General features: G+C 69.8%; 7 protein-coding genes and 3 pseudogenes. 3 read left to right on the plus strand and 7 right to left on the minus strand.

From position 1 onward, the window contains the following. Positions 1-849 precede the first annotated feature (849 nt). From AB0D27_RS44400 to AB0D27_RS44425, 6 genes and pseudogenes are all read right to left on the minus strand, one after another. Entirely contained in the window at positions 850-1,080 is a 231-nt protein-coding gene (locus AB0D27_RS44400) for a hypothetical protein (RefSeq protein ID WP_362521094.1), read from the minus strand. Positions 1,081-1,199: 119 nt separating this feature from the next. Continuing rightward, a pseudogene (locus AB0D27_RS44405) lies at positions 1,200-1,330 on the minus strand (IS110 family transposase); the annotation flags it as partial. A gap of 459 nt (positions 1,331-1,789) precedes the next feature. Beyond that, a complete protein-coding gene (locus tag AB0D27_RS44410) occupies positions 1,790-2,329 on the minus strand; it encodes an AAA family ATPase (protein WP_362521097.1) in 540 nt (179 codons plus the stop codon). Positions 2,330-2,521: 192 nt separating this feature from the next. Then, entirely contained in the window at positions 2,522-3,169 is a 648-nt protein-coding gene (locus AB0D27_RS44415) for a TetR family transcriptional regulator (RefSeq protein ID WP_362521100.1), read from the minus strand. Beyond that, positions 3,166-3,717 (minus strand): hypothetical protein, encoded by a 552-nt coding sequence (locus AB0D27_RS44420; protein ID WP_362521102.1) that lies wholly within the window; start codon positions 3,715-3,717, stop codon positions 3,166-3,168. The genes AB0D27_RS44415 and AB0D27_RS44420 overlap by 4 nt, the downstream gene beginning before the upstream one ends. A 21-nt stretch (positions 3,718-3,738) precedes the next feature. After that, positions 3,739-4,388: pseudogene (locus AB0D27_RS44425) on the minus strand (IclR family transcriptional regulator); the annotation flags it as partial. 3 nt (positions 4,389-4,391) lie between these two features. Between AB0D27_RS44425 and AB0D27_RS44430 the strand changes: the two are divergent. After that, positions 4,392-4,643, plus strand: a pseudogene (locus AB0D27_RS44430) (TetR/AcrR family transcriptional regulator); the annotation flags it as partial. A 15-nt stretch (positions 4,644-4,658) separates the two neighbouring features. Here the strand turns inward: AB0D27_RS44430 and AB0D27_RS44435 are convergent. Then, a complete protein-coding gene (locus tag AB0D27_RS44435) occupies positions 4,659-6,278 on the minus strand; it encodes an MFS transporter (RefSeq protein WP_362521105.1) in 1,620 nt (539 codons plus the stop codon). A gap of 125 nt (positions 6,279-6,403) precedes the next feature. On the opposite strand from AB0D27_RS44435, the gene AB0D27_RS44440 reads away from it, so the two are divergent. Together AB0D27_RS44440 and AB0D27_RS44445 are read left to right on the plus strand one after the other, a co-directional pair. Next, a complete protein-coding gene (locus tag AB0D27_RS44440) occupies positions 6,404-7,048 on the plus strand; it encodes a helix-turn-helix domain-containing protein (RefSeq protein WP_362521108.1) in 645 nt (214 codons plus the stop codon). 9 nt (positions 7,049-7,057) lie between these two features. Further along, positions 7,058-7,867 carry a DUF2993 domain-containing protein gene (locus AB0D27_RS44445; protein ID WP_362521111.1) on the plus strand — a complete coding sequence of 270 codons (810 nt, stop codon included), beginning with the start codon at positions 7,058-7,060 and terminating at the stop codon, positions 7,865-7,867. Positions 7,868-8,176: the final 309 nt, after the last annotated feature.

The following is an 8,176-nucleotide window of genomic DNA, read 5'->3' on the forward strand; positions in this document are numbered from 1 at the left end:
TCCTCCTCATCGGCCAACTCACCCAACGCTGGGGCACCCGCCACACCCCCACCGGCAAAACCGTCTGGGCCGAACAATTCCTCACCACCCAATGAACTCGCTCTGCACGAGGCGCTGGAGGCCGCCGGGGAAGAACAGCGTCCGCTGCTGAACGGCACGCTGATCCGCACCTTGCGCTGCACCGCCCGGCCAGCGAGGCCCTCCCCCGATCCGCTCCGCAGCGGCACGCACCACGACCACGGCATGAACGTCAGGCCCTTTCACTTGGGAAGGCGAGCTGTGATTCCCAGGCCAGGGCCAGCCCGGTTCGGCCGTCACTCTCCCTGCCGCCCGCGCCGACGGCATCGTCACCGTCGTCGCAGTGGACACCTCGAGGGCGCACTACGGGTCGTGGCCGGGCATGATCCCGGGTTACTACAAAGGCTCCATCCGCGGACAGCTCACCGAAGGCTCGGGGATGTCGATGACGCGCCGGCGGCGGATGGCGATGCTCACCGCGCCCCCTCATCGAACGCGTCGCAGAAGGTCTCGCTACTGGCAGCGAGGGCTTCAACCTCCCCCAATCCGAGCAGTTCACCGCGCAGCTGGACATCCCCGTGATCTGCGTCGGCGGATTCCACACGAGGAAAGGGATGGAGTCGGCCATCGAGAGCGGCCGCTGCGATGCCGTCTCGGCAGCCCGAGCCATGATGGCCGGCCCCCTCGCTCCCTTCCCCGTGACCCGTCCAGAGCGGCTCGGTCACGCCGGTGGACGGTTCTTCCGGGTCGGGGAACCTGGCCAGGATCTTGGATCGTGAACGGCATCGCCGCCCGCCAGTGCTTCTCCGGCCAGGGCGAGGCCACCCACCTTCAGCTGCGAACTGCCGTACAGGCCTGGCCGATCTCCTTGGCGAACATTCGGTTGGCCTCGCTCGCCGTGAACAGGTCGTCTCTCCCGGACGGGTTCGTGCCCCCGTACGAACGCATCAGCTCGATTTCCATGGCCGCGTCCCCGAGGCACCAGTGAGCACGGCTCATCGTCCGCACCCACTCCCGGCCCTGCTTGCCCAGCTCGTCGTAGCGGTCCCGGGTTACGCTCACTCACGGCCCTCGGGGACCCGCACCCCTCGGGTCCGGCGCGGCACCCTCCAGGCCGCCAACTCGCCGCGCGTGCCTGCCACTTGGCGACACCGACGGCCCTGGGCCGCCTGCCAGAGCGCGCCGCGGTCGGACTTCTTGCGGGAGACAGAGTGCGGTCGCGGTAGCGGGCGGCGGCCAGCGGGTTGGTCGCGAACACCATGCGCTTGCCGGTGCGTAACACCGCCACCAGCAGGCCCCTGGTGCTTTCGACTGGCCCGGACTGCCCTTGCCTGCGGAATAGGCCCGTTTGCGGCAGCGGGGAGAGCAGTACTTTGCCGAGACGGGATGTTCCACCCCGGCCGTCCAACTCGCTCCGCTCTCACAGCAGTTGACTGTCGTGGCGGCCTGGACCGCCTCGGTCCTCGCCCGTGTCCGCAGCAGGCGACGCGAGTGCCGCGAGCGGGAGGCCGTCGATCGGAACACCGCCGTCGACTTCACTGCGGTATCAGCGGATTGCCGCACGTCCGGCACAGCCGAGGGCCCGTCTCACGGGCCTCGACGACGAACAGCTCCGCAGCCGGACCACTCCGTCCCTGCCCATGCACGCCACCGTACGCGCGACATTGGGTCCCGCCCAGCCGCGTCGCTTTTCGCCGACCAGTGGTAAGCGACCAACCCCTGACCTCATCGGTTTCAGGAATTCGAATGCATCCGAGGCGCGTTCACCTTGTCATGCCTCGGCCCCAGCCTCATACAGGGTCCGCAACCACTCGTCCGCTCGTCGAGGCGAGTGGAAGCGGATGACGTGGAGCGGCGCGAAGCGGGGATGCTGAGTGCGTTGTTCGATCTCCGATTGCCGCGCGGCATGCTGGGACCAGGCCCACCACGCTGGGTGGTCGCTTCTGAACCAGCCGGACAGAGTTTCCACATTGCCGCCGAAGATCCGCTCGCGCAGCAGGGTCCGGCGCAACGACCTGCGCAAGATGCGGGGCATGATGACGGCTTTCGGGTAGTCGAGCCAGACCACCGTGTCGGCATGCCTCCACAGCAGATCGCGGACTTCCGGGTAGCCGAAGGAGTCAAAGATCCACCCGGGGGTGGCTGCGATCGTGGCCACCTGCTCATGCAAATCGGGGTTGGTCGCCCAGTGCGGACCGACGAACTTCAGGGCGTCCATCTCGTGGAACGGCAGCTGAAGCCGTAGGGCGAGGGCCTGCGCCATGGTGGTCTTTCCGGCCCCGCTGATGCCGGCAACGAGGATGCGTTTCACTCAGGAAGGCTACTCACCGCATCGCCGGCGGTCAGGGAGGGGCGCCTTCAACGAGTCCGATGCCGTCGGGCTCGTCGGCGTCTACGGCGTTCACCCGGCGGGAGTCGCTGAGCTGAGGAGAGCGGCGCGGCGGGAGCGCATGAGGAGCCGGGCGGCAGGCCTCCAGGGCGTGACGCGGAGGCGTGTGGCGGCTCAGTCGCCAGCAGCGGCCACCGCTACGACCGTGGCGGCGATGTCGTCGACCACGACACGCGCCCGCTTCTCCGGCACACCGGCCGCGACCAGCGTGACGACGGCGACCCGGGTGCCGTCGTCCTCCAGCGCTCCGGTGTTGACCTGCTCCAGCAGCGCGACCGTCATCGCCTCCAGCCCGGCGCTGAGCACGGCGGGCGGCACCTGGCTGTGGAAGACGCCGTCCCGCTGCCCACGCTCCAGGATGGCCGTGACCTCGTCGCGGGCCGGTGCCAGGACCTCGGCGACCCGTTCCGCGCCCAGGTCGTGCCGGGCCAGCGCCAGGAGCATCCGATAGCGGTCCCCCACGGGCCACATCGACAACGAGAAGTACGCGAGCGCCCGCTCGGCGGGCTCCGTCGGCTTCGCCCCGGCAGTCACCGCGTCCCGGAGGGTCTCGGCGGCTTCCTCGGCCAGCGCCTCGAGCAGCGCCGTCCGTCCCGGGAAGTGCCCGAAGAGGGTACGCCGCACGACACCGGAGGCCCGCGCCAGCTCCTCCAAGGTGATGTCCGGGTTCTTCCCGAGTTCCCGGCGGGCCGTGGCGAGGATGCGCGCCCGATTGGACCGCGAATTGCGTCGCAGCGGCACGCGGGCAACGGACTTGGTCACGGACAACCTCGGTGGATCATGCGGAGAACGGCCGAACAGGATGAACGACAGAACAGAACGAATGGCTCGCTCATTCTGACACGAGGACCTTCGGGTGATCCCGGGCCGGAAATCCGGCGCGCGACCAGAGACCGGACCAGGCGGGAAGCCGGACCAGTCATACCGACGCCGGAAGGAGAACCATGCCGTCCGACCACCCCGTCCTCGTCGGCGTGCAGGACGTCGCCGGGCCTGAACGTGACGCCCTCGAACGGCAACGGCACGTCGACCTCACCGTGCCCGGCCTTGCCGCTCTCGCGCTGGCTGGCGCCGGCTGGCGCCGAGAGCCTGCGCACCGACGGAAACGTCGGCGAAAGTACTCCGAGGGGCGAGGAGGGCAGGCGGAAGGCTGACCGCTGCCGGCGCGCCGGCCTGAGCACCGCTCCGGCGCTCCGCGCCCCACTTGACCGCTGCGTCGTACCGAAGGGACCTCGCCCCGACGATCCGACACCGGAGCCATCCCGGCCCGTCTCCCGTGGCCCTGTCGGCGCCACCCCAGGCGCGATCACGGCGACAGCCCGTTGCCGCGGTCAGCCCCCGCGCAGGACACGGGACAGCCCGAGGGCCGCGGTCCGTACGGCGGGGGCGAGTTGGGCGGGGCTGAAGCGTGAGCGTGGTACGGCGACTGAGAGGGCGGCGACGGTGGTGCCGCCGGCGAAGATGGGTGCCGCGATGCAGCTCACGCCGAGCGCGGCCTCCTGTTCCTCCTAGGCGAGGCCCGAGACGTGGATCTTCTCCAGGGCCAAGTGCAGACGCGCCGGGTCGGTGATCGAGTACGGGGTGCGGCTCGGCAGTGGGCGGGACAGGGCTTTCTGGGCTTTCTCGGTCAGTTCGGCGTCGGAGAAGGCGAGCAGAGCCTTGCCGACGCCGGTGCAGGTCAGCGGCAGACTACCGCCGATGCGGGGGGGGGCAGCTGGAGCGCCTCGTGCCTGTGGATGCGTTCGAGGTAGACCACCTCCAGGCCCTCGCGGACTCCGCGGTGGATGGTCTCGCGGGTGGCTTCGAACAGGTCCTGCAGGAAGGGCAGGGCCGTCTCGCACAGATCGCGTCGGCGCGGGACCAGCGAGCCGAGTTCGAACAGCTTCGGGCCGAGCCGGTACTGCGGGCCCGAGCGCTCCAGCCACCCCAGCCGGATGAGAGCCGCCGCCAGCCGGTGCACCGTCGGCTTGGGGAGGCCCGTTGCCTGGCCGCTCGGGCTTTGCGCGACCTCAAGGTCGGGATCGACTCCGGCCGCTTCGCGGTCCTCGATCCGACGACGGTCGCCCTGTCCGCACTGGGCAGGGACCTGCTGTCCCGGGGGCTGAGGAGCGCCCGCCCCGGTATGGACGGCGAAGAGGCCGCGGCGAACCTGGCCGAGATGGCCCATCGCAAGCCGGGCGTTCCGCCGGACGACCTCCGCGAGGTCGCCCGGCGTCCGCTGCCCGATCTCGGCTGACGAGGCCGACCGGGATCACTGCACGGAGTCGCTGTACTCGGCGTCCCGCGCTTCCGCCTCCGTCTCCTCCGCCGGCCGGTGCCTACCGGCACCCCGGCGGCCGGGCAGGACGGCGAGAACGATCAGGGTGCCGGCGGCCATGATGACGCCGCCGATGAGGCTGGTGTGCGCGATGCTGTGCGCGAAGGACTCGTGCACGGCGTCCACCAGGGTCTGCGCCTGCTGAGGGCCGGCGGAAGGCGTCTTCGCGATCTGCTCGGCGACCGCGAGGCCGCCGCCCACGGAGTCCTTGGCGGTCTCCAGCGCGTCGGCCGGGAGGTGGCCGCCGACCAGAGCGGTCAGCTTGTCCTTGTAGGCCGTGCCCAGCAGCGAGCCGAGGATCGCGATACCGAGGGAGCCGCCGAGCTCCATGGAGGTGTCGTTGGCGCCGCCGCCGACGCCGAGCTCGGACTCGGGGAAGGAGCCCATGATCGTATCGGTGGCGGGGGAAACGCTGAGCCCGATCGCGAAGCCGAGCATCATCATCGGCGCCAGGAAGTCGGTGTACGTCGAGCCCTTGTCGACCTGCGTGAGCAGGAAGACGCCCACGGTGCCGATCAGCATGCCGGACACCACCATCGCCTTCATGCCCAGCTTCGGGGTCAGCTGCCCGGTCACCGCGGCGCCGGCGAAGACGGCGCCGGCCAGCGGCAGCAGGCGTACGCCGGTCTCCAGCGCGTTGAAGCCGAGGACGAACTGCAGGAACTGGGTGGAGTAGTAGATGGCGCCGAAGGTGCCGAAGAAGAAGAACAGCACCGCCATCATCGACCCACTGAAGGGGCGCAGCTTGAACTTGCGCACGTCCAGCATGGGATGCGGGTGGCGCAGCTCCCACGCGACGAAGGCCACCAGGCCGACGCCGGCGACCACAGCGGCGGCGATCGGGCCGACGCCCCAGCCGAAGTGCGGGCCCTCGATGGTCGCGTAGACGAGGCAGCCGACGGAGACGATGGAGAGCAGACCGCCCACGTAGTCGATCCGGCCCATGCCTTCAGCCTTGGACGGCGGGATCAGCATCAGCGCGCCGATAGCGGCGACGACCGCGATGGGGACGTTGATCAGGAAGGTCGAGCCCCATGCGTGGTCCTCCAGCAGCCACCCCGCGACCAGCGGGCCGACCGCGATGGCGAGACCGGATGTGGCGGTCCAGGCCGTGATGGCCCTGGCGCGCTCACGCTTCGGGAATATCGCAACGAGCAGGGACAGCGTGGCCGGCATCACGACCGCGGCACCCACGCCCATGATCGCGCGGGCGGTGATGACCAGTGCGGTCGCGTCGACCTGGCTGCCCATCACCGAACCGCCCGCGAAGATCACCAAGCCGGTGATCAGCGCACCGCGGCGGCTGTACTTGTCACCGATCGAGCCCAACACGAGCATCAGCGCGGCGTACGGGACGGTGTAGCCGTCGATGACCCACTGCAGGTCACTGCTGGACAGCCCCAAATCCCGCGTCATGTCCGGCGCGGCCACGATCAGCGACGTGTTCGCCATGACCACGATCAACAGGCTCAGACAGAGCACGATCAGGGCCCACCAGCGCCGCGGGTACGGCCCGGTCACCTTCTCGACGGGTGTGGTGGCGATCAAGGGCACGGAGACTCCCAAGGACGAGTTAATTGCACATCGATGAGCAGACTAGTTTATTGCCCAGTGGTGTGCAAATATCTCGGATGGCCCCCTTCTCCGATGGCCCCCTTCTCCGTACCGGAGGCACCGATGTGACCAGCCACCCAGCCCCGCCCGCACCACAGCGCCGCGCGGCACGCACCACCCGCACGCGCATCCTGGAAGCGGCCCGGCGGGAACTGGGCCGCGACCCCGACAGCAGCCTCGCCGACATCGCCGAGGCCGCCGGCGTGGCCCGTCGCACCGTCTACGCCCACTTCGCCGGTCGCTCAGCGCTCGTCGAGGGTCTCGCCGCAGACGCCGCAGCAGCGATACGCCTCGCGATCGCCGCTGCCAGCAGGCCGACACCGGACGCCGCGCACGCCCTGGCGCGCTTCGTCCTGGCCCTCTGGACGGTCGGCGACCGCTACCGCACCCTCATCGGACTCGCCCGCCAGGACCTCGGCCCCGACGGGGTCGGCGAACTCCTCTCCCCCGCCCGTGACATGGCCGCCGGGATCCTGGCCGCCGGCCAGCAGCAGGGCGTCTTTCACACCGCCGTTCCGCCCGGCCCACTCAGCAGAGCCCTCGAAGCACACCTGCTGGCACTCCTGGAGAGCGTCAACTCCGAAGTCTCGGTGGACGACGGGACCGGCGCCGCCACCGCCGCACTGATCGCCGCGGGCGTCGACAAGGACGACGCAGCCTCCGCAGTCCACCGGCTGCACAGCGCCGGGCGGGCACAGCCGCCCATCTGAAGGAGTCTCATGTACCAGCCCCAGCACGGTTACGAGGACGACATCACGTACGCGTCGTTCGAGCCGCCCGCGGCGCCCAGCAGGAGCCGACGGCCGGTCGTCATCGCCTGCGCCGCCCTGGCCGCGATGACCCTCCTGCCCCTCGCGGCCGACCGGGTCGCGGCGGCCCTGGTGGAGTCGCGCACGGCGAAGGCGTTCCAGCAGGGCATGGACACACCCGACCGGCCCGAGGTCCACGTCCGCGGCTTCCCCGTGCTGACCCAGCTGGCCTCCGGCACCCTGCGGCATGTGGACATCACCGCGCACGACATACCCGCGGACGGATCCACCCGCCCGCTGCCGGTCTCCCAACTTGACCTCAAACTGGACGGACTGACGAAGTCCGACGACGACACCGAGGCGCTGGCACACTCGGCGGAGGCGACCGCCTATCTGTCGTACACGGACGTGTCCAACGCCCTCGGCCTGGAGGTGTCCCAAGGGACCAACCCCGGCCAGATCAGCGCGAACGTTCAACTACCGTTCGGCGACGAGGTCAAGGTGACGACGACTGTCTCGGCGGCCTCAGGCAACCGCATCGCCTTCAAGGACTTCGAGGTCACGGGCGGCGCGCTGGCCACTACCCAAGCACTGCTCGACAAGGTCTTCGAGAAGCCGATCCAGCTACGGAACCTCCCCGAGGGCCTGCACCTGCGCTCGGTCACCCCCACAGCGAGCGGACTCAGCGCCCGCTTCTCGGGCGAGTCGGTCACTTTCCGCCCCAACGACGTGGCCAAGGACGACTCGGCCCAGGACAACTCGTCGTATCGAAAGGCGTGAGGACGAGGATGAGCCCTCAACTGTCCGCAGTCGGCTGAGGGCTTCATCGTGAGGGTCAGAGACCTCTTCGGTCAGCGCCTCGAGGAGATGTCCACGTTGCGCCCAAACTCCCGGCGGGTCGGGGCCAGGACCCTGACGGGCCGAACGGCCCCTCCGAGAAGAGGTCTGCGGTGATCGGTCACTGCCTCCCACGTGCCGTCAGCACCCCCAATCCGGCACTAGGCCGTTTCTGATGGCTCTTGGACGGTGTCGCGGAGCCAGATGACGATCGCCGTGACGGCCAGGGTGCCGTTGAAGATGTAGTCGCGT

It is taken from the genome of Streptomyces sp. NPDC048415, from assembly GCF_040651675.1.
GTDB lineage: Bacteria > Actinomycetota > Actinomycetes > Streptomycetales > Streptomycetaceae > Streptomyces.